We start from the raw sequence: 20110 nt of genomic DNA, 5'->3' as shown, positions 1-20110 counted from the left end.
CAGATGGTAGATCGCCATTTCTTCCCTTGGCGTTTTAGCCGCTAAAAAGGGGTGCCGGGGTATCCCCGGCCGTATGAGGGTTGCGCAGCAACCCGTAAGTGCGCATTTCGCTTCGCTGCATGACTATACCAGCGCCGTGCCTTCCCCGCCAGCGTCGCAAGGTGCTAACATCACGCGGGCATAACCCGCAATCACGAAAGGAGCTGTAACGATGGCACGAAAGACCCTATCCGAACGCAAGGCCGACAAGCTGGCCGAGCTGAACCGCATCAAGGCTGAACTGGCCGAACTCGAAAGCAAGGCCGCCGAACGCATCGGCAAGATTGCGATTGCCGCCGGTCTTGGCGATCTCGACATCGATGACGCCGCCATGCGGAAGGAGTTTGAGGCTATCGCCTCGAAATTTCGCAAAGGCGAAACCCAGCAAGCTGCTCCGGCTCCGGCAGCGCCTGGCACGAACTGACCGCGATTTGGGACGCCTTCGGATGAACGCCAGGAGAGAGGATGCACGCCGCAAGATTCAGCTTGGCGGCTTGGTCATCAAGTCCGGCATGGCGGACTATCCGGCTTCCGTGATCCTGGGCGCTTTGACCCTCGCGGCCGGCGCGCTCAAAGGGCCGAACGCTGACGCCGCCAAAGCGCGCTTTGAGGCGGCCGGCGATGAGGCTTTTTCCGATGATGGAGAGGACGGCGGCAACCGTTCCTAGCCGTCAATTTCTACCTGACAGAGAGGTGAAGTATGATGGATTTTGAAGCTCTAGCAGCGCGATTGTGGGCCGCCGTGGTGGCGGTGTTTTTCGGCGTGTTCTGCCTGTCTCTGGCGACAACGGCGCACGCCCGCGTTTTCCCCGAATGCAACCCGGCGGCCGAAGCCGGAAAGCTCTACGGCGCGGCCGACGCTGACGCCTGGGTGAAGCGCATTTGTGACGCGCAGGAATCGACCTACCGGACGTGGGAAGCGAACCTGCAAAAGCTCGACATTGGGCAGCAGGATTTGGCGATGGCGACGAACGCCGGAGACTGGAACACCTACCGCGCCAAGTGGGCCGAATTGCTGCCAGTCTTGAAGGAAATGGAAGCGGCCGCGCTGGCGAGCCGGAACGCCGCTGGCGCGGCGAACATCCTCAGCCTGTACCGCGCCGACCTCGGCCTTTTCTTGCAGAACGCGGGCCTGGGAACGGCGGCGAATCTGGACGAGTTCAGCGCCCGGATTTCCGGCGGCCTGGACGGCGAACGGCCAGCGGCGGCGGCAACGGCTGGCGTCAATGTCGTGCAGCAATCCGTGACGCGGGGCGTTGAGTTCGTGAAGGGGCTGGCGGCTGCGGAAGGCGACAAGGTTCTAGCGGAGTATCGCGGCCAGGTCGAGCAGAAGGCAGCGACGCGCCGGGAGGAGCTTTCCGGCAATACGGCAAGCGGCTATTTCGGCGGGTTCGCCCGGCGCATCACCGAGGTTTGGGGCATCTTCTTCTTCGTCCTGTTCGTGCTGATGCTCGGCGCGGTCGTGGTGGCCGTGAAGCGCAAGCAAAACCCGGTCACGCTGGCTGGCGCGGCCGCCCTCGCCTACCTGCTGCCGGGGTCGGCAATGGTGCTGGCGTTCGTGCTGGTTCCGTTCCTGCCGTCCTGGGCCATGATCGCGGCAACCCTGGTCGGCACCTATGCCATGTATGCGCAAGGCGGCCGCATCTGCGGCGCGCTGGCGTCCAAGCTCGGCGAAGGCTCCACCCTGGGCCATCGGCTGCGCGTCCTGGGGGCCTGGCTGGACAACCTGCGGGCCGGTTTGCAGGGCGAACCGGGCGGCGCTGCCAGCATCGGCGCGGCCGCTGTTCAGGCCGCTTCCGCGCCCGGCGCGCAGCCGGTCACGCATGGGTCGGCCAGGTGGGGCACGGTCGCGGAAATCCGCCAGGCCGGGCACCTGGTCGCGCCCGGCAAGCCCGCCGGTTTCGCCCTGGGCCGGGTGGCCGATGCGCCCGCCGGCCTCGATCAGCGTTTCCGCTTTACCGGCCACGTCGTGACGGTCGCCCCGACCGGCTCCGGCAAGGGCATTGGCGCGGTAATTCCGAACCTCCTTGACTATCCCGGCTCGGCCCTGGTGCTCGACGTGAAGGGCGAAAACGCGGCCGTGACGGCTCGCGCCCGCCGCGAGCTGGGGCATAAGGTTTTCGTGGTCGATCCGTTCGGCGTGACCAAGGGCGAGGCGCACGCCTTCAACCTGCTGGATCGCCTCGATACGAGTGACCCGGAATGCGTCGGTGAATCGGCCGTGCTGGCTGACTGCCTGGTGATTCCAGACCCGAAGGGGCAGGCGCACTTCGACGAGTCGGCCCGGACGCTGCTGCAAGGGCTGATGCTGCACGTTGCCGGCCTGGATGAAGGCCGGCGCAATCTGCCCGAAGTGCGGCGCATCCTGACCGCCGGCGAGGAAGTGCTTTTTGAGACCCTGGCCGAAATGGCCGCCGACGAAAAGGCCGCTTTCGGCCTTCCGGCGCGGGCGGCAAACACCATCATGGGGATGCCCGACCGTGAACGCGGCTCGGTGATTTCCACGGCGCAGAAGAGCACGGCCTTTATGGATGATCCACGGATCGCGGCGGCCGTGTCGCGCTCCGATTTCAACCTGGCGAACATGAAGGCCGAACTGATGACGGTCTACATGGTGCTGCCCGCCAACAAGATCGGCCCCAATGCCCGCTTTGTCCGGGCCTTCATCGGCTCCGTGATCGCGGCCATCACGTCGAGCACCACGCAACCCATGCACCGGGTCGCCTTCCTGCTCGATGAGTTCGGCCAGCTCGGCTACATGAAGCAGATCGAGGACGCGGTTAGCCTGATGCGCGGCTACGGCCTAGCCTTCTGGGTGTTCATCCAGGACTTGAGCCAGTTGAAGGGCGTCTATCCGAAGTGGCAAACCTTCCTGGCGAACAGCGCCAAGTCGTTCTTTGGCACGGACGACTACGACACGGCCAAGTACATCAGCGACAGCCTGGGCAAAGCCACGATTGAGTTTGAGACGGAGAACACCGGCCGCAACAGCGGCGCCGGCGTTTCCGGCGGTGGCGGTTCCCTGAACCGGGGCAAGTCCAGCGGCTCAAGCCAGCAGTTCGCCGGCCGCGAGCTGCTGACGCCGGATGAGGTCATGCGCCTGGGGCCGGAAAAGCCCATCGTGCTGGTGAAGGGCGAATATCCCTACCTGCTCGACCGGCTGAACTACCTGGCCGATCCCGAGTATGCCGGGCGGTTCGATGCGAACCCCTACCATAGCTGACGGGCGCGGCCATGTGGGTTTTCGTCGTCATCGGTTATCTGCTGCTGGTCGGCCTGGCCGCCTGGTTCGGCTGCGGCGCGGTGATGACGGTCGCCGCCGGCGGCTTCGTCCTGGCCGTGGCGCTCTGGCTGCTCGACGGCCTGCTGGCCGATCTGCTGCGCGGGCCGCTGCGGTGGCTCGCCAAGCCCTTCCGGGCGCTGGCCTCGGCCCTGGGCGTTTTGATCGTGCTGCCGTTCGTGCCAGGTATTTTCCTGGGGTCGTTCCTGCTCGAACTGTTCCGCCGGCGGCAGCGCCTGGCGGAACCCGGCCGACCTGCCCCGGCCACTCCGATGCAGGCCGCAGGCCGACGCACGGCGGACGTGATCGACCTAGCGGCCTTCCGGCGGCGGCGCGGCGGCCAGTAGTTTTTCAGCGGCTAAAGCCGCCCCTCAAGTGTCAATATCAGCCCGATTGATGCAATGTTTTTAACATTAAAAACAGTGCATTTCCTATCGTTTCGCCCTGTATTCCCACGGCGGAACCGGCGCAGGATCGCTCCATAGGCCCCGCCGGGCCGCCCTCGCCTCGTCCTGGATCGCGTAGAGGCTCCGGTCGGTCGCATAGCGGTCGAAAACCCATGCCATGCCGCGCCGCACCTGTTCGGCGTTGGCGTCAATGCCCGCGCAGCTCACGCGGCCAATGGTGCGGCCGTAGCGGTCGCGCCCGCCGTCCTCGATGGCGGCATCCCGGCCGTAGCAAAGATCGGAAAGCGATTGCTTCGACCGCTGGCCGAAGGGCTGCCGCTTTTCGGGCGCGTCGATCTCGGCAAGCCGGATACGGTGCTGCTGTCGGCTGGCGTCCAGAATGGTGAGCGTGTCGCCATCGGCGACGGCCACCACCCGGCCGCGCAGCTCGCCGGCGTGGGCGGTTGTCGCCGCCAGGATGACCGCGAACGCGGCCAGCCCTGCCCGCATCACTTGCGCCCCTTCGGCTTGTCCTGGTCGGCCGCCGGCTGGATGCGGGCCAGCAGTGCGGCGTTCTGTTCCTGGTGCGCCGTGAGCTGCCCGGCCAGGCGCGCGGCTTCCTCGCGGACGCCTGCCAGTTCCTCGCGCGCCTGCTCGGCGTCTTGGTGCGCCCTGTCCAGCTCCGTGCGCAGCTCGCCGGCGCGGCGCTCGATCTCCTGGGCGCGGGCCTCGGCGGTGTGCGCCTGTTCCTGGGCGGCGGCCAGTTGGCCGCGCAGCTCGTCGGCTTCGCCGCGTGCGGCCGCTTCGGCGGCCTCGATGGACGCCAGACGGGATTGCAGGGCTTCCACGTCGCCGGCCAGTTTGTCGGCCAGCTCGGTTGCCTCGTTGCGGTCGGCTTCCAGCTCGGCGCGGGCCTTCTCCAGCCCTTCCCGCTCAGCGGCAAGCCGGGCGTTCGCCAGGTCGAGGGCGATTGTCCATAGATCGCTGCCAAGCTCGGCCAGGCGGTCGGCGACGGCCTGGGGCGCAGGCTCGCGTAGGGGCGCGGCCGCCGTGACCTGGCGGGCCTTCCATTCGTTCAGGGCCGGGCTGATCGTCGTATAGCTGCCGCCGGTGATCTTGCGGATGGCCTCAAGCGTCGGGCGCTGACCGCTGGCGGCCAGCTCGTCGGCGGCGGAAAAAATCTGCTCTTTCGTGACTGCCATAGCGGTTGCTCCTGTATGAAATGTAGCGTTGTAGTAGGTTGTATAATACTACTACATACTACAATTTACAAGTCTACAGCGGAATACTACGCGCCGGGCCTGGGTCAGCCCGGCCGGGAGCGCGGCGGGATCGAAATTTGGCCCTGTGCGGGCCGTGGTGGCGTTTTCCGGGGTCGGTAGCACCTTGCCCTACCCTTGCCCGGTTCCGGGCCTCCTGGGCGCTCCTGCGCGGCTTGGCCGTGGTTCCGGGCCTGCCTCGTCTGGAATGACGATGCTGGCCAGCTCGGCCGCTTGGCTGCTGGCCCTTCTCTTGGCGTTCAACCTGCGGCCTTTCCGCCCGCGCTGTCGCTCGATGTGAGGCACGGCCTCGGCAAGCCGCTTTTCCCTGCTAAACCGCTTTTTGCGGCCTTTCAGCGGGCACGGCGCTGGATGAGGGTGCAGGCGGTGGAGTTGCCACCGGCGCGGCGTGCCGCGCCTTGGTAAGCCGCCTGGCCGTAGGCCAGCACGATAGCCGGAGGGGGAGCCGGCGAAGCCGGGGGAACCCCGGAGGGGTGCCCCGCCGAAGGCGCAGGCCGGTGCCGTAGGCGACGGGGCGGAGGGCCGAAGGCCCGGAGGGTAGGCGCGCCCGTAGGGCGCTACGGCGTTTCGGTTCGCGCTGTCGGTTGAGTTTTCCACTGATTTGGCCTGCCAATTACAGGCAAATATTTATAGGAAAACTTAAAGGCTTAACCGTACCGGTTTAGGGGGGGTCTGATCTATCGTGGATAAGTGCGGCTATCCACAGGGTTTATCCCCAAGATTGGCCGCCAGGAGGGGGCATCGGCCAGAAACGACGCGGCCGCCTTGATCGGGCGGCCAGTGTGCTGCGTGTGGGGGGGTCTGATCTATCGGAGTTTAGCTAAACTTCCCGCCGTTCTTAGGGGCAATGGGCGGCGGGGAGCCAAGCAACAGCAGGCCACCAGTGACGGGCTTCACCTTCGCTTGCGGATAGACGGTCAGCACCTTCTTGAGTGCCGGCACAAACTTCTTCTTGAAGTCCTTGTCTGCATCCTTCCCGGTGTATTCCTGGGCGAACTGCTCCCGCAGGGACTTCCAGTGCAGCGTTACGCCCCTGCCCTCGATGCGGTGCAGTCGGTGAGCCAGCCAGGTGTAAACGTCCAGCGCAAGCGCGGAACCTTTCAGGGCCATCAGGGCGCGATTGTCCAGCGGTACGGCGCTATCCATCAGCGAGTTGAAATAGCCCTCTGATAGAACCATCGTGCCGGGCCAAAGCGATTTCTGCTGCGCGTCGCCATTCGCCAGCCAGGCATCGAACTGTTCGACGGGTTGGCCGTTGTAGGTGCGCCCCTTGAATCCAAGTTGCAGGCGGCAAGCGGCCAGGGCGTGCATTTGACGGCGCAAGGTGGTGTAACGCGCTCCCTGGTCATCCATGCCCATGAGCCGCAAGAACTCGGCCGCGCTGTCACCGATGGGGATTTCCCGCGTGTTGTCGCGCTTGGCGTAGCTGGACACCCAAGCAAGGGCCAGGCGTGGCATGACGCCATAGGGGATAGGTTGCAGCACCGGCCCCCTGCCCTCGTCCAGATAGCCGGCCTGCACATTGACCCAGGCCGCGCCGGACTGCCGCATGAACTCGCGTCCATCGACCTTCGAGCGAGGCAAACCGACCTGGCACAGCACGGCATGGGTGAAAGCCATGTCCTCGCCGCTCGGCGGGTTGGTGGCGATCTCTGCGCCGGCCTCGATCAACTTCTGGTCTTGCTCGGTCAGGATGATGCCGGCCGGGGTGATCTTGGCCCCGGCGCGGGGCTTCCTGGTCTTGTCCCCTGCCTTGGCCTGCGCCTTCACGATCAGGCCGCCCAAAATGTCGCCGATCTGCTGCGCCTCCTGTCCGTCTCGCTTCTTGGTCATGGTGCCGCCCCTTTAGCCACTAAAATTCAAATGAGTAAATATGCTTTTGAGCGTCAATCCGGCAGACTGGCGACATACTCGGACAGCACATCTTTGATGCTCTTGCCCTGCTTCGTGGCGTAGATTTTCAGCTTTGCGTGCTGTTCGGCGGGTAGCTCGAAATTGACGCGCTTCATGCCGCCGGCGTCGTCGGCCAGGCTGGCAAGGGTCGCGGCCCTTGCCTTGTCGGTGCGTGCGCTCGGGCGGCCGGCGGTGAGTGCGGTTGTGGGCTTGCTCATTTTTTCATTTCCTCAAAAGCTCAATTGAGTTTCTGTTTGATCTCGGCGGCCAGGGCGCGAACCTCGGCCGCTGCATCGCCGTCCGGCTCGGATTCAAGAACGGTCGTGCCAGCGGCGGCGGTGCCGGGATAGCTCACGCGCTGCGTGATGCGGGCATCAAGAATGGGCAGTGCGTAGCCGGCCAGCGCGTCGGCAACCTCGCCGCCAATGCGGGTGCCCTTGATCGCCCTGGATACCACGAAAGCCGCTTGCAGCTTCCCGTCCGTGACTTCGATACGCTGCTTGACCAGCTCCACAAGGTCGGCCGTGGCCCAAATGTCGTAGGGCGATGGCTGCACCGGAATCAGCACGAAGTCGGCCGCCTTGATGGCCGACACGGCCAGGTCGGCCGCCTGGGGCGCTCCGTCGATCACGACGAAATCCACTTTGCGGGCCACGTTCTTCACGTCCCGGTCAATGGTTGGTCGGTCGATGCCGACCACGGTTAGCGGTTGATCTTCCCGCACGGCGGCCCAATCGCGGGCGCTGCCCTGGGGGTCGGAATCGACAAGCAACACGTCCGCGCCGTCGAGTTGCAGGGCGCGGGCTAGGTGCGTGGCGATGGTGGTCTTTCCTGAACCGCCCTTCTGGTTCAGCACGGCAATGACTTTCATGCGCTCTCCTGGTGGTCATGCAAATGATAATTTACTCATTGCATCATAACACAATGAGCGAATGAGTAAAGGTGTTTTCCATCATTTCCCCATGCTTTCCCATAGCGCCCGATAGGCTGCCTCATCGTCGGTCGGCTCGCGGTCGAGCTGTTCCAGCAGCCAGGCCGCGCCGGCGGCCATCGCCTCGTCGTGGTCGAGGTAGCGGCCATCGAGCGCGCCATACATGCCGCCCTGCCTGGTCGTCACTTCCCACGCCTGGCCGTCATGGGTGCGGCACACGGCATAGGCGAAGTAATCCCCCTTGGCGTCCATCTCGTCATGGGCGGCTTGCAGCTCCGGCCGAAGCGGGGGCAGGGGATGGTGTCCGTTTCTCATGCCTTCATGCCCTCCTGGTTGGCGGCCGCCAGCGCGTCGGCCTCGGTCAATGCGTCCTCGCGGAAAGCGCCCATGCGGGCGGCCTCGGCCTGGCTCACTTCGGCCGCCCATATCCGTTTCACCTGGGACGGGCTGCACCCGGCCAGCTCGGCCGTCCTGGTGATGCTGTGGCCGGAGCGGCGCAGGGCGATGACCTGGGCGCGGCGCTTCGGGTCGGCGCGTCGGCCGCGATACTTGCCGGCGTCTTTCGCCAGCTCGATGCCCTGGCGCTGGCGTTCGCGCCTGTCCTCGTAGTCGTCGCGGGCCATCTGCAAGGCCAGGCGCAAAAGCATGGCCTGCACGGCTTCCAGCACGATCTTGGCGACGCCCTCGGCCTCGGCGGCCAGGTCGGATAGATCGACTACGCCAGGGACGGCCAGGCGTGCGCCCTTGGCCTGTATTGACGCAATCAGGCGCTCGGCCTCGGGCAGCGGCAAGCGGCTGATGCGGTCGATCTTCTCGGCAATGACCACCTCGCCGGGCTGTAGGTCGGCAATCATCCGCAGCAGCTCGGGCCGGTCGGCGCGTGCGCCGCTGGCCTTCTCGCGGTAGATGCCGGCGACGTAGTAACCGGCGGCCTTCGCGGCCGTGATGATTCCTTCCTGGCGTTCCAAGTCCTGCGCGTCGGTGCTGACGCGCAGATACACCCGCGCCACCATCGGCGCGGCCGTGGCCTTCTGCTTCATGGCGGCCTGGAGGCGGGACTACAACGAGGTGCGGCCCCACGGCAGCATCGGACGGATACCACCGGCTCGCTTCGCCGAGCAGCATCGCCGGCATGCCGGCATGCCGGCGATGCTGCTCGGCAAGTGACCCCGGCCAACGACGAGATCCAGTAATATTCAACCCGGACTTCTGCCGAACGGTTGGTATGGCTGAAGGGGGCAGGTCACTACCCCGCGCCGAACCAGAAACTCAAGCGAGCCGGCGTGACGCCACAACTGGCGAGGCAACTCGCCACATACAGGTGTCCGTGGCTGTGTCGGACGACGCACGTCGACCACCACGTACGCCTGCGCCACTTGGTACTGCAGTCTGCAGTCGACTGGAATGGGCGAGCGTCATCGCGCCACTGGAGTTCAGCGGCGGCCTACCGTTGTTGGTTGTGCGTGACCAGCCGCGAGCGGTCATGGCCCAACACGACGCCCACGAGCCCGCCGACGCCCGCTTCAGGCTGCACGCACATGACGTAGTGATGCTACAGGCGCGACGCTCAGTGCTTAACCAAAGGCCTTGGTTGGGGAGAACCAAATGTTGAAATTATCTGGGCGAGTAGTCTCGAGTGCGCTTTGTGAACTTCGGCGCAGCTCTGCCATTGTTGGAGGTGCCAGATTTAGTATTCTTGAAGGCAGAAAACGCTCGGAACAAGGCAACCCACTGTGGTGGAGTTAGATCCTTGGGGAGGCCATTAAAATCAATACTTTGCTCTCGGCCAACAGAATCTAAAACTCCCTTCGCAAGGAATTTCTGGAGTATGTTTCCCAAGCCGCGACCGCGTCCCGTGAACACTGCCTCGACAAACTGTTGATACGCTACTTGGTCATCTACGAGCGGCAGAGGACGCCGCCGAATCCGAAGAATGCCGCAATCAACTCTTGGAACAGGGCGAAAGGCGTGTGCAGGAACGCGGGCAAGTAGTTCAAAGTCAAACCAAGGCCACCAAGCGGCTGTGACGAGAGTGCCACCTTGCAGACCGGCTCTCTTTCTAGCCACTTCCCATTGCAGAAGCAGGACAGCTATCGTCCAATGTGATGCCATCATCAACCGACGCTGCAAATCAGTGGATAGGTGAAAGGGTACATTCGACACGATGTTGAATGCCTCCGTTGGCAGTTCAAATGCCATGAGATCACATTCGAAAACACGCGCTTTCCCAGCAAAGTCGACTTTCAACTTGGACGCAAGCTGATGATCGAGCTCTACCGCAGAAACACTGTATCCCCCGGATACAAGCTTCCGCGTTATATTGCCGCTTCCTGCCGCAAACTCAAGCACCGGAGTGCGGACGTCTCCTTCCAGTGCGTCAACCATTGTCGAAATCGCTCGTTGATCGACCAAGAAGTTTTGGCTCAACTTGCGGCGCCGTTCGTCTTGATTGACGGGCAGTACTTCGCGGTATGAAAATTTGTCTTGTCTATGAACCATCGGAGAACGATTTTCGCGGCAACCCACAAATTCTATCAATCGACTTGGTGGCGAGGTAAGCTAAGCCACGGAGGAAAGCCATAGCTGGCTCAGTTCCTGAAAGGAGCGGTCCTTCTACTCGAAGTCGCTCTTGAAGTGCTCAAGTAATCTTAAAGCCTGGTTGAGACCGGATCCAGGATGCCTCATCTATTTCATTCCTAACGTGTACAAAATGCAGTTCGAGCCGCGACCGGACCGAATCTGGAGCCGGGCAGCTTTCTGAAATATGCGCAAATATCCTTTCTGCGAGCTCCCTAGATGCAGATTGATGCATCCAGGGATTGTAGGTTAAGCCGATCGCTATTGCCAAACGCTTCCTATCGTCCGCAATGCGGTGCGAGAAGCACGGTGGACCGTAGTCGTGGCTTGAAATTGGCAGATATGATTGGCGTGAGGCACGTGCAATCATTGGCTGTAGCGAAAGCCAATCTGAGAATGGCCGGTAGAAGTATGCGAACTCTGATTTCCCGGTTTGCGAAACAAGCTGAGGACAATCCGACTCTCTGCCGAGCCATTGAAAACTTACCTCCCCTTCCGGAGAGCAGGCGGAATCAGTGTTGATAGATGCCATGCTGTTAAGACCGTCTGATGGCGGTGGGGCCAGATTGCCGTTGGACAATCCCGTTTCTGCGGATCGTCGTAGTGCGCACGGTATCTGCGCCATCGTGCGACACGGTGAATGAGATTGAGTTGACCTCGTGTGCATGAACTTGAAAGCAGTCACTGAATGCCTGCAAGAGTGTCACATCTTGAAGTTGTTGAGGTGCCGGGTTGGGGTTGTTGCGAGGCGATGGAATCGTGGCCGGCATCATGTAGATGCAAGGGGGCGGCAATCGATAGTGGCCCAACTCCGTAATGCGCGGTTCAGCTTCGTCTGCAATCTTGGGACAAGGCCTGCCAAGCGTCCCACAAACCATGTCCCAGATCAACAGGCCATCGACACGTTGCGACCGAGAAATAATTTCGGCGCTTAGACGGGTATGGATGCCTGACCATGCGTTGTGTTGTGGGTCTGCACCGGGGTTGGTGCAAACACTCCAAATGATGAATTCGTGCGCGTGTGGTGGCCGCTCAAAAATGTTGGTGTTGTTCCCATCCAGGCAGCCTTTCAATTCGATAACTGCCGTCCGTCCAGTTGGCATCGTCACGGCATAGTCATGTCTGTTATCTGCGCCGGAAGAGTTCCAGTCTTGAATGAAACCGCCATCCTGCATGTGGTTCAAGATGTGCCGAACGAAGTCGCGTTTTTCGCTCATCGTGGCCGAAAACTGACCACGGATACGTTCCACCGCACCACGAAATAGACCGCTGTTGTAGAACTCATTCTCAGTCAAGCCGTGCTCGCCTAGCTGATGGGATTGAGTTTTGAGGACTTCCGCAAATTCGAGGATTTTGGTTTTTAGTTCAGCGTTCTGCTCGCATGGAATGACACTCATGCGGCTACCTTTGTGGCCGCTGCTTGTGCGGCCAGCAGGGGTTCAAAAATGTGTTTCGCCAAGTGCCTGACAACTGGAACAGCAACCCCGTCTCCAGTGAGGTGATACGCCTCGTTGTAGTTCTTTGGTAGCTCGTAACTGTCGGGCAGGCCCATCAGTCGCGCGGTCTCCCGAGGAGAAATTAGGCGCGATCTCACATTCTCGCCTTCAACAATCAGAATCACTTGCCGACTAGAACCGCCAGCCGGGGTGCGCAAACACCCAGCAATATCGTCAAACCGCACTTCAGCGCGTTGAACCTTACGGCCCAACTCGTCGCATCGTGTGCGCTTGTAGATCGCACCCACCATTAGGGTGCCTGCCTTCTTGGCGTCATTCACTTTTTTCAGGTTCTTTTCGCTCATCATCTCCAGCAGCTTTGCGGTTTCGCTGGGTGAGTTCCATTCGACCCCATGCGGTTGCTCTTCAATCAAGTCGGCGAAGGTGGTTTTCCGCTTCGACGGCACAGGTGGACTCCACCACAACCACTTGCTGCGTACCTTGGCCGATAGCTTCTCGTAGGCGTTCAGCAGGCCCTTTGTGTGCCAAATTGCCGAGGGCGTTTCGCTGGTGATGTTCGGAGCCGTAAGGGCTAGTTCATCGCGCACACCAATGACGAACAGGCGAGGCCGCGAGTGAGGCACGAACTGGACGGCATCGGCGACAACGGCCCCAAAAAAGTAGCCCGCTTTTACGAAAGTCGAACAGATGGCGGCGAAGTCTTTGCCGTCATGTGAAGTGAGCGTGCCGCACACGTTTTCCAGAACGATCAGTTTGGGGGCGCGATCCTCTTCAATCAGGCCTTCCATGAGGTGCCAGAACGGCCAGAAAGTCCCTGACCGGTTGCCCTTCAGGCCCGCGCCTGCGCCAGCTAGTGACAGGTCTTGGCATGGGAAAGATGCCCATACCAGGTCAGCTACATCAGGCACGTCCTGCGTCGTGAGCGTGCCAACGTCTGCCACTTTCAAGACGTTCTGTGTTTTCCAGTTCTTTTGATAGACGACACTCTTTTTGAGATCGAATTCATTGGCAAAGACGCATCGCCATTTGTTGCCAAGACCTGCGCGGGCCATTCCGGCACCCGCGAAGAATTCGTAAAAATTTGGGGCGTTTGCCATCATGCTCTCTCTTGTTGAAGCAGCGGCCACTGTTCGCCGACGTACTTTTCTGCGGCATCACGGATCACCCAGGCCACGGAAACTTTTTTCTCCTTGGCCATGCGCTCCAGCGTGCCATGCAGCTCAGGCGACAAGCTGACAGACGTTCTGACGCTCTTGTGCGTCTCCTGCTGTATTTGTGATGGTTTGCTGGGCTTGGGCATGATTAGGCCGCCTCGATTGATCTAATGCACCACATTACACCATGCTGGTGCATAACGCCATATTTGTATGCCATCCGAGCTGTACCGCTGAAATTGTCTTGGCGACAGGTTCACGACCTGGTCAGCTCCTTTTTGTCGCCAACCGCTGGCCGGGCCATCGCGCATACGCGCTTCACTTGGCTTTGACTGCACCCGGCCAGCCTTGCCGTTTCCGCGATGCTCTTGCCGCCTTCGCGCAGGGCCACGATGCGGGCATGTGTGGCGGTATCGGGCGTGCGGCCGGCATACCGGCCCGCAGCCTTCGCCAGCTCAATGCCTTGGCGCTGGCGTTCGCGCCTGTCCTCGTAGTCGTCGTGGGCCATTTGCAGGGCCAGTTTCAAAAGCATGTCCTGCACGGACTCCAAGACGATGCGGGGCACGCCCTGCGCTGCGGCCGCCAGTTCGTCCAAGTCGATGATGCCGGGCACCGATAGCCGGGCGCCCTTGGCGCGTATCGAGGCCACAAGCCTTTCGGCTTCGGCCAAGGGTAGGCGGCTGATGCGGTCGATTTTCTCAGCCACCACGATTTCACCGGGTTGCAGATCGTCAATCATGCGCAGCAGCTCGGGACGGTCAGCGCGTGCCCCTGACGCCTTTTCCCGGTAGATGCCGGCGACGTAGTACCCGGCCGCCCTTGCGGCCTGCGCAATGCCTTCCTGCCGCTCCAAATCCTGCGCTTCGGTGCTTACTCGCATGTAGATGCGGGCAACCTTGACCGGCTGTCATTTTCAGAAGGCGACTGCACGGAATGTCAGGAGTCGGCTGCACGGCCTGTCGGGGCTATTTTTTGCGGGAGCGTTCCATGTGCAGAACAGCGTCAAGCAATGCCATTGAATCGCAGGTGTCGGATGCGTAGACCGTGCGCGTCCTTGGGTCATACGACACCATGACGAACGGGTCTGAGGTACGTTCCGTGCTCCGGGGCGCTTGACGCTTGGAGCGGTAGGTTCTGCATACCTCCCTCTTTTCGGCAAGCTGCTGGCCGATCTTCTTCCAGTCAAAGAGATAGTCGGGATACAACCGGCGCATGTCTCGCTTGTCCTGCGGCTCAAGCGTGTAATTGCGAATCCGCATGATGTTGTAATTGCTCCTGCCGACTTTGACCGTGAGATAGCAAAAGCCCTTTCTGGTCGTGACGAAGGCACTGCTTTGCTTGCGGCTCATGGTTGCTCGCTCCCGCCTTGCAGCGCGGCGTATAGGGCCGTCTTGCTCACCTTGAGCCGTGTAGCAGCCTCCCGGACGTTCAGCCCGTTGGCAATATGCTCCTGCGCCCGCTGCAACTTGTCGGCAGTGACAACCGGCTTGCGCCCGCCCTTGCGCCCGCGAGCGGCGGCAGCGGTCAGCCCGGCCTTGGTGCGCTCACGGATCAAGTCGCGCTCGAACTGGCCCAGCGCGCCGAACACGTGGAAGATGAGCCGCCCGCCCGGTGTGGTGGTGTCAATGCTTTCTGTCAGCGACCGGAAGCCGACGCCACGCGCTTCCAGCGCGCCGATTGTCTCGATGAGGTGTGGCATCGAGCGCCCGAGCCGATCCAGCCGCCAGACGGCCAGCACGTCGCCGTCGCGCAGATAGGCCAGCGCGGCGGCCAAGCCGGGCCTGTCGGCCTTGGCCCCGGAAGCCGTGTCCTCAAAGACGCGCTCGCAGCCCGCCTTGCGCAGTGCATCCGTCTGCAAGGCGGTGTCCTGTTCAGCCGTCGATACCCGCGCATAGCCGATGAGTGCCATTACCGCCCCTTTTGTCCGTTTTTCCGTCCGCCTATCATAATGTCCGACAACCCGTTATTCAAGCGCATTGCCGGACAGTGACCGGCTTGGCCGACTAATGATCGTTTGACGGACAAGGCGGCGCATGTGCCGCCATCCCGGCGCAATGGAACAGCGAACCGACTTAAGCCGGAACCGCCGAAAATTCCGGCGCGATACCGAGTAAGCCGGAATCCCAGATTTTTCCGGCACCGGGTCAAATAACGCCAACGACCAACAGGAGCGCCCTATCTATTGCTTTCATTCGCTCATCGTCGAGGCGGCCAAACGGTTCACTGATTTTGGTGCGCGGTAGCGTCGAGAGCTTGTCCACCATAACTTGCGATAGTGCGCGCAGCCCGTTAGCTGGATTCGGTTCCACGGTGACGCGAAACGCGGCATTGCGCAGGTCGCTTGTCACTGGGCACAGCACAACGCTTTCCAAGTCGGTTAGTAGGTCTGATTGAACGATCAGGGCTGGTCGTGGTTTGCCGTAGTCACCCTGCAATGAAACCGTCACGAGGTCGCCTCGCTGCATCACTCCCAGCCCTCAACGTGCGATGCCGCCTCTTCGGTGAAGCGCAAAACCTCTGCTTCTGCTGGGTCGCCCTTCAGGCTTTGGCATTGCTTGCGCACTTGCGCCGTGAACTCAGGCGAACGGGTGTCCGGCACCCAAAACTGCACAGGCCGCAGCCCCGCCGCGCGCATCCGTTCGCGGTGTCGGGCTACCTTTGATTCGTGAATTGATGGCATGGTGCTCTCCATTGGTTGCATGTATGGTTACATGATACTGCGCATGAAACCATAGCGCAAGCCAAGCCGTTCCGCAACGTCGTGCAGGGAAGTTCTGCGCAATTTCCGCCCTTCTTGGAGTTTCGTGCATAGGACTGCTGACACGACCCGGTCAGAAGTCGGCTGCACACGGGGCGGCCAGCCTCATGAACTGGTGCAGTCGTCTTCTGAAAATGACATGCTCCACTCGTCGTCATCAAGACGCTTCTGCGCGGCCGCGATGGCGTTCACGTTCGCCTGCGTGGTGGCAAGGGCATAGCCGCCCGAGGCCAGGCCGACACCGGCCAGGACGTAGGCCGCCAGGGCAGCGCGCCGCCAGGATTCAACGCTGCCCATGCTCCGCGCCCTCCTGGTCGTGGTTGAGGCCGCGCATTTGCAGGCGCTGGCCGGTGTCGTCGCCGATCTGCAAAACCTTGATGTGCTGCTCATAGGCCGCCTGGAACATCCAGCCGGCCCCGGCCAGGCCGATGACGGCGGCCGCGAAGGTCACGCGGTATTTCGTTAGCTCGCGGCGGGCGCCGCCGGTAACATTGGTTTCAGCCATGATTTCATCCCTCTGTCGGATGGGGTTGTGGTTAGGCGCCTGGGCCGGTTGCCGCCGCCCTGGCGCCGCCTTTCAGCGGCTAAAGCTGCGGGACTGCTCCCGGTCGCGCGCCGCCTTCTCCTTGAACCGTTCGGCGATCTCGCGGGCGCGGGCCTGCTTCACCTGGTCGCCGTTCTCGTTGTCCCGGTTTAATTCCTTTGCCAGCGTCTTTGCCTGCTGGCCGTTGATCTCGTTCAGCTCGACTTTCTGGCTGGCGTCCAGCTCGAAGCCCTGGCCCTGCTGGCCTTGCTTCTGCTCGGCCTCGATGGCCTGGGACTGCTGCGCGGCCGCCTGGCCGTGGCGTTCCAGCCGCTCAAGATCTTTCGCCTCGCGCCGCTGCTGCGCCTGCTCGATCTGCTTGGCGTAGCCCTGGGCCAGCTCGTCGTTCGTCGGTTCTGTGCTCATGGTGCGTGCTCCTGGTTGGTTGAAAACGGCGCGTCACCGGCTCAAACCGCCGTTGCCGCGTTCCTGCTCGCGCTGCCGCTGCCGGCTGCGCTCGATCTCCTTCGGGTCGCGTGCATACCTGTCGGCAAGCTCGCGCTGCATCTTGTCCAGCTCGACGGCCTGGCGCTCCTTCGGCAGAGCGTTGAACCGCTCGATGCGCTCGCGCAGCTCGGCCGGCAGCTCGCGCCAGGCGCTCGGGTTGCGGTCGGTGTAGCCCGCAAAGCCCGCCTGCCGCTTCACGGCCAGCGCCTTGAACTGGTCGGCCTCTCGCTTGGCGTACATCTCGGCCCGCTTGCGGTCTTGCTCGCTGACCTGGACGGCCGCAGGGCGCTCCGGCTCGGCCTTGGCCTGGGACGGCTGCGCCAGGCCCGCAAAGGCCCTCTGCTGGCCTTCCTGCATGATCGCGGCCGCATGGTGCCGGGGGTCTTTCCCGGCCGCCTGGAACTCCTGGGCGACGGCAAGCTGTGCCTTCGCCACGTCCAGCGCCAAGCCGCCGCCGGCCGCCTCGGCACGCTCGACGCCAGCGCGGAACCCGGCCAGCGGGTCGGGGGCCGGGCGCTCGGCCTGGGGCCGCTGCGGCGCTGCCGGCTGCTCGATCTGCTGCGGCCGCTGCACGGCCGGACGGCCGGCAATGTCGGTCGCGGGCATGAGGTCGGGGCGGCCGTGGCGCTCCAAGCTGCGGCGCATGGCGCGCTGCATCTTCCCGGCCAGCTCGGCCACCTTGGCCCGGCCGCGTTCGAGCCAGCGGCGCATGACGTTCTCGCCGTCGAAGCCGCGCCGGTCGGCAAAGTCCAGCGTGCTTTCCTTCGGCCGCTCGCGGCCCAGCACCTGGGCCAGCTTCCCGGCGGCCAGCTCGGCCGCGCCGCGAACGTGCCAAGTGTTGCGCTCGGCCGTGGTGCCATCCGGCAGGCGCACGGTTTGCGAACCGCCGTGCTCCAAGCCGATGCGGTCGCCGCGCTGCGCGCCGCTGGCGGCAATGGCGCGCTCAAGATCGACGCCCCAAATGGTGTGCCGCTCGCCCTTGTCGTTCTCCAGGGTGGCAAAGTAGCTCGGCCGGTTCTCCGGCTTGTTCTCGTAGGGCGCTGCGCCGTGATCGACCAGCCGCCCGGCCCGCCGGTCGGTGAAGTCGTCCGCCCCGGCAAACAGGGTAGCGGCCTCGCGGTGCCGGGTCATGCCGACATAGGCCAGGCTCCTATCCATGCCGGGGGTCGCCAGCAGGTAAGCCCTATCGACGGTGACGCCCTGGGCCTTGTGAATCGTGACTGCATAGCCGTGATCGACGGCCGCATATTGGGACGCCTGCACCTGGCGCGCTTCGCCGCTGTCCAGCCGAACGGCCAGGCTGCCATCCTCGGCCCGCTCGACGGTGCCAAGGGTGCCGTTCTTCACGCCTAGATCGCGGTCGTTTTTCAGGAACACGATGCGGTCGCCGGCGGCGAACTCGCGGCCGCCGCGCTCGGTCACGAACCGGGCGGAACCGGCCAGCTCGCCGCGCTCCTTCCGGGCATCGCGCACGGCCTGGTTAAGCGCCTGAACGTCCGCATTGGAATGGGCAAGGATGATCTGGCTTCCCTTGCCCTGGTCGCCGACATAGGACGCCGCCAGGGCGTCGCGCGCTGCCTCCCGGCTGCCGTGGATTTGGACGTGGCCGCGCTCGGCGTAGGCCGCCAGGCCATCGGCCACGGAACCCCGCGCAAGCTGCTGGCCGGCCTCGCGCATCCAGGCGTGTTTCTGCCGGCGCACCTCGGTAATTTCGGCCGCTCCGACGTGCTGCACGACGGCACGAAACGCCGCGCCTGCCTCGATGGCGGCAAGCTGCTTGTCATCGCCCAGCAGGACGACTTTTGCCCCGGCCTGCTCGGCGGCTTTCAGCACGCGGCCAAGCTGGCGGCTGCCTATCATGCCCGCCTCGTCGATCACGAGAACATCGCGGGAAGTGAGCTTGTCCTTTCCGTTCTTCCACGCAAATTCAAGACTGGCGAGCGTGCGGCTTTCGATGCCGCTGCCAGCCTGCAATTCGTCGGCCGCCTTGCCTGCCAGCGCCGCGCCTCGCACGTTGAAGCCCTGGGCCTGCCACGCCTCGCGGGCTATCTTCATGGAGAAGGATTTGCCCGTGCCGGCGTCGCCGATGACAACGGCCAGGCTGCCCGGCTTGAGAACGTGCCGGACAGCGTTTTGCTGCTCGGCCGACAGGGTGCCCGCGCCATCAATCGCGGCGTTCGTGATCGGGCCGGAAACGCCATGCCGTCCGGTGCGCGCCAGGCGCTCGGCGCACTCCACCATGCCGCGCTCAGTCTCGATCATTTCGCGGGTGGAGAACTTCGCCGGATCGCGGCCGTTCGCCGGTTCCATCTCGACCAGCAGCGGCGAGTTTTCCAGCTTGGCAAGCAAGCCCTGGAACTGCCCGGCGTCGTCAATGTAGCGGTTCAGCTCGGCGGCAATGTCGCGGCGCGTGAATACGGCCTGCGTCGCCGTGATCTTGTCTAGGATGATCTCCGGCCGCTCGGCGATCTGCCGCGTCTGCTCCTGCCGGTCGGCGTTGTGAATGTCGATGCGGTCGGCTTCCAGGCCGCGCCTATCCATCGCCACGGCGTCGCTGCCGATGTGCTTGGTTGGCGTCAGCTCAACGCCTTGATCCGCATAGCTGCGGTGGTCGATACGGGCGCTGATTCCGGCCCGCTCCAATGCCTCGTTTGTCAGCTCCGCCCACTCGCGGCGGATGTCGGTAATGTCGCCCTGGCTGGTGCCAGGAATGCCCGCCTTCTGCCTGTCCTTGTTCGCCAGCTCGATGACGGCCTTAGCGCCTAGCGCTCCATCCGCGCCAATGGTGCGCGTGGTCGCCAGCATGTGAACGTGGAAATTGCGGTCGTCGCCTTCCCTGTCCGGGGCGTGGATGCACACATCCACGGCCACGCCGTAGCGGTCGGCGATAGCCTGCCCCATGCGCGTTGCAAGCTCGCGCCGGTCGGCTTCGTTCAGCTCGTGCGGCAGGGCCGCCCGCCACTCGCGGGCCACTCGCGCATCCTTGCGCTTCTCGGCGGCCTCGGCGGCATTCCACAAGGCGGCGCGCTCGGGAACCGGAACGCCTGCGGGCGTGACGATCTCGGCCGACAGGACGCCGCCTTTCCGGGTGAAGTCGAACACTTCCCCGGTGCGCTCATCTACCAGCTTCGACGCGGATCGATAGGCGGCAGCAGCCACGGCGCTATGCCCGGCCGCCCGTCCTATCGTGTGCGTGTTCAGATGGTAGATCGCCATTTCTTCCCTTGGCGTTTTAGCCGCTAAAAAGGGGTGCCGGGGTATCCCCGGCCGTATGAGGGTTGCGCAGCAACCCGTAAGTGCGCATTTCGCTTCGCTGCATGACTAT

24 protein-coding genes and 1 pseudogene are annotated in these 20110 nt (G+C 63.3%); 5 read left to right on the top strand and 20 right to left on the bottom strand.

The genetic code is table 11. From position 1 onward, the window contains the following. Positions 1-211 precede the first annotated feature (211 nt). From NGK62_RS32325 to NGK62_RS32310, 4 genes are read left to right on the top strand one after another with little or no spacing between them, the layout of a single operon-like run. Entirely contained in the window at positions 212-463 is a 252-nt protein-coding gene (locus NGK62_RS32325; protein ID WP_003159123.1) for a TraC family protein, read from the top strand. Positions 464-485: 22 nt separating this feature from the next. After that, positions 486-707: a conjugal transfer protein TraD gene (locus NGK62_RS32320; protein WP_104874796.1), complete on the top strand. Its 222-nt coding sequence runs from the start codon at positions 486-488 to the stop codon at positions 705-707. A gap of 32 nt (positions 708-739) precedes the next feature. Further along, positions 740-3262, top strand: a complete 2523-nt coding sequence (locus NGK62_RS32315) for a type IV secretory system conjugative DNA transfer family protein (RefSeq protein WP_251882150.1) — start codon at positions 740-742, stop codon at positions 3260-3262. A gap of 11 nt (positions 3263-3273) precedes the next feature. Then, positions 3274-3666, top strand: coding sequence for a hypothetical protein (locus tag NGK62_RS32310; RefSeq protein ID WP_104874794.1), 393 nt, complete (start codon positions 3274-3276; stop codon positions 3664-3666). 84 nt (positions 3667-3750) lie between these two features. Here the strand turns inward: NGK62_RS32310 and NGK62_RS32305 are convergent, their stop codons facing one another. The 7 genes from NGK62_RS32305 to NGK62_RS32275 all read right to left on the bottom strand — a co-directional run bounded on the left by NGK62_RS32305 (position 3751) and on the right by NGK62_RS32275 (position 8849). Next, on the bottom strand, positions 3751-4215 hold the full coding sequence (locus tag NGK62_RS32305) for a thermonuclease family protein (RefSeq protein WP_104874793.1): 465 nt from the start codon (positions 4213-4215) through the stop codon (positions 3751-3753). Then, positions 4215-4907, bottom strand: a complete 693-nt coding sequence (locus NGK62_RS32300) for a DNA-binding protein (RefSeq protein ID WP_104874792.1) — start codon at positions 4905-4907, stop codon at positions 4215-4217. Before NGK62_RS32300 ends, NGK62_RS32305 begins: the two co-directional genes overlap by 1 nt. 894 nt (positions 4908-5801) lie before the next feature. After that, entirely contained in the window at positions 5802-6818 is a 1017-nt protein-coding gene (locus NGK62_RS32295) for a replication protein RepA (protein WP_104874791.1), read from the bottom strand. Between the two features lie 53 nt (positions 6819-6871). After that, complete coding sequence (locus tag NGK62_RS32290; protein ID WP_003159117.1) at positions 6872-7096, bottom strand: plasmid partition protein ParG; 225 nt, start codon at positions 7094-7096, stop codon at positions 6872-6874. Positions 7097-7116: 20 nt separating this feature from the next. After that, positions 7117-7749, bottom strand: a complete 633-nt coding sequence (gene parA / locus NGK62_RS32285; protein ID WP_034008291.1) for a ParA family partition ATPase — start codon at positions 7747-7749, stop codon at positions 7117-7119. A gap of 81 nt (positions 7750-7830) precedes the next feature. Then, positions 7831-8124, bottom strand: coding sequence for a hypothetical protein (locus tag NGK62_RS32280; RefSeq protein WP_170139983.1), 294 nt, complete (start codon positions 8122-8124; stop codon positions 7831-7833). Further along, on the bottom strand, positions 8121-8849 hold the full coding sequence (locus tag NGK62_RS32275; RefSeq protein WP_113935230.1) for a recombinase family protein: 729 nt from the start codon (positions 8847-8849) through the stop codon (positions 8121-8123). The genes NGK62_RS32280 and NGK62_RS32275 overlap by 4 nt, the downstream gene beginning before the upstream one ends. On the opposite strand from NGK62_RS32275, the pseudogene NGK62_RS32270 reads away from it, so the two are divergent. Then, positions 8848-8976: pseudogene (locus NGK62_RS32270) on the top strand (integrase core domain-containing protein); the annotation flags it as partial. The gene NGK62_RS32275 and the pseudogene NGK62_RS32270 sit on opposite strands and share 2 nt — an antisense overlap. A gap of 447 nt (positions 8977-9423) precedes the next feature. Here NGK62_RS32270 and erm read toward each other — a convergent pair. From erm to traA, 13 genes are all read right to left on the bottom strand, one after another. Further along, on the bottom strand, positions 9424-10308 hold the full coding sequence (erm, locus tag NGK62_RS32265) for a 23S ribosomal RNA methyltransferase Erm (RefSeq protein WP_079391557.1): 885 nt from the start codon (positions 10306-10308) through the stop codon (positions 9424-9426). A gap of 614 nt (positions 10309-10922) precedes the next feature. Beyond that, on the bottom strand, positions 10923-11783 hold the full coding sequence (locus NGK62_RS32260) for a hypothetical protein (RefSeq protein WP_104558934.1): 861 nt from the start codon (positions 11781-11783) through the stop codon (positions 10923-10925). Next, a complete protein-coding gene (locus NGK62_RS32255; RefSeq protein WP_251882146.1) occupies positions 11780-12943 on the bottom strand; it encodes a DNA cytosine methyltransferase in 1164 nt (387 codons plus the stop codon). Before NGK62_RS32255 ends, NGK62_RS32260 begins: the two co-directional genes overlap by 4 nt. Continuing rightward, positions 12940-13143 carry a ribbon-helix-helix domain-containing protein gene (locus tag NGK62_RS32250; RefSeq protein ID WP_046977532.1) on the bottom strand — a complete coding sequence of 68 codons (204 nt, stop codon included), beginning with the start codon at positions 13141-13143 and terminating at the stop codon, positions 12940-12942. The genes NGK62_RS32255 and NGK62_RS32250 overlap by 4 nt, the downstream gene beginning before the upstream one ends. Before the next feature lie 110 nt (positions 13144-13253). Beyond that, positions 13254-13877, bottom strand: a complete 624-nt coding sequence (locus tag NGK62_RS32245; protein WP_251882144.1) for a recombinase family protein — start codon at positions 13875-13877, stop codon at positions 13254-13256. An 85-nt stretch (positions 13878-13962) separates the two neighbouring features. Further along, on the bottom strand, positions 13963-14346 hold the full coding sequence (locus tag NGK62_RS32240) for a hypothetical protein (RefSeq protein ID WP_021561446.1): 384 nt from the start codon (positions 14344-14346) through the stop codon (positions 13963-13965). Continuing rightward, on the bottom strand, positions 14343-14906 hold the full coding sequence (locus tag NGK62_RS32235; protein ID WP_021561445.1) for a recombinase family protein: 564 nt from the start codon (positions 14904-14906) through the stop codon (positions 14343-14345). The genes NGK62_RS32240 and NGK62_RS32235 overlap by 4 nt, the downstream gene beginning before the upstream one ends. Positions 14907-15141: 235 nt before the next feature. Then, positions 15142-15462 carry a type II toxin-antitoxin system PemK/MazF family toxin gene (locus tag NGK62_RS32230; RefSeq protein ID WP_021561444.1) on the bottom strand — a complete coding sequence of 107 codons (321 nt, stop codon included), beginning with the start codon at positions 15460-15462 and terminating at the stop codon, positions 15142-15144. After that, positions 15462-15677 carry an antitoxin MazE family protein gene (locus tag NGK62_RS32225; protein WP_021561443.1) on the bottom strand — a complete coding sequence of 72 codons (216 nt, stop codon included), beginning with the start codon at positions 15675-15677 and terminating at the stop codon, positions 15462-15464. The genes NGK62_RS32230 and NGK62_RS32225 overlap by 1 nt, the downstream gene beginning before the upstream one ends. Positions 15678-15860: 183 nt before the next feature. Then, positions 15861-16052, bottom strand: a complete 192-nt coding sequence (locus NGK62_RS32220) for a hypothetical protein (RefSeq protein ID WP_251882142.1) — start codon at positions 16050-16052, stop codon at positions 15861-15863. Continuing rightward, entirely contained in the window at positions 16039-16260 is a 222-nt protein-coding gene (locus NGK62_RS32215; RefSeq protein WP_104874799.1) for a hypothetical protein, read from the bottom strand. The genes NGK62_RS32220 and NGK62_RS32215 overlap by 14 nt, the downstream gene beginning before the upstream one ends. A gap of 72 nt (positions 16261-16332) precedes the next feature. Then, positions 16333-16704, bottom strand: a complete 372-nt coding sequence (locus NGK62_RS32210; protein ID WP_079651109.1) for a hypothetical protein — start codon at positions 16702-16704, stop codon at positions 16333-16335. A 33-nt stretch (positions 16705-16737) separates the two neighbouring features. Then, entirely contained in the window at positions 16738-20001 is a 3264-nt protein-coding gene (traA, locus tag NGK62_RS32205; protein ID WP_251882140.1) for a Ti-type conjugative transfer relaxase TraA, read from the bottom strand. Positions 20002-20110 lie beyond the last annotated feature (109 nt).

Source organism: Achromobacter sp. Marseille-Q4954, from assembly GCF_943737025.1.
In the GTDB taxonomy this organism is placed as follows: domain Bacteria; phylum Pseudomonadota; class Gammaproteobacteria; order Burkholderiales; family Burkholderiaceae_B; genus Achromobacter; species Achromobacter bronchisepticus_A.
This window is presented reverse-complemented; position numbering and strand designations above follow the sequence as displayed.